The sequence below is a fragment of the Streptomyces sp. DH12 genome (assembly GCF_020873895.1).
GTDB lineage: Bacteria > Actinomycetota > Actinomycetes > Streptomycetales > Streptomycetaceae > Streptomyces.
Window position 1 is genome coordinate 1 of record NZ_JAHWGT010000506.1, and the last position, 584, is coordinate 584.

Sequence of the window (584 nt, forward strand, 5' to 3'; positions counted from 1 at the left end):
GCCCGTGAGAACGCACCAGCGGGTGCGGGTGTGGTGCCCCGGGGACACATCGCCTTCCGCCTCGAGCCCGGTCAGCCAGTGTTCGACCCGGCGCTCCGCCTCCCGCTCGAAGCGGAGGTATGCGGCGCGTACCTCTTCGGTCGGCTCGGGTTCGATGAAGGCCCGGTACACCGTGCCCCATGCGGTCCGCGCGTCCTCCCTGGTGCCGAGCGGTGCGAGGACCTGCCGCAGGCAGTTCAGCAGCCGCTCGCGGGGCGGCAGCGTCCGGTCCCGGATCGCGTCGCCGGGCAGCAGGTGCTCGTAGATCCGCGCGAGCAAGCTGTCCTGGAGGGCGCGCTGGGTGGGGAAGTGGAACCTCAGTGAGCCGACGCTCACTCCCGCGCGCGCGGCGACCGCGCGCACGCTCAGCTTCGCCGCCATGTCCTCGGCGAGCATCTCCGCGGCGGCCTGGAGGATCTTCTCGCGCGTGTCCATACCCGCTCCCCTTCGCTTCTCCCGGTTCCGCCCACTCTACTAGCACGGCGTACTAGTACAGTGTGCTAGCGTTCTGCTAACACGCTGTACTAGCGAGGGTGCGGCTGAGG

The 584-nt window shown here is 70.2% G+C and carries 1 protein-coding gene; it reads right to left on the bottom strand.

The window, feature by feature from the left end:
* The coding region (locus tag LPA54_RS35440; protein WP_228984690.1) for a TetR/AcrR family transcriptional regulator at positions 1-474 on the bottom strand (474 nt) is incomplete at its 3' end.
* Between the last annotated feature and the right edge of the window lie 110 nt (positions 475-584).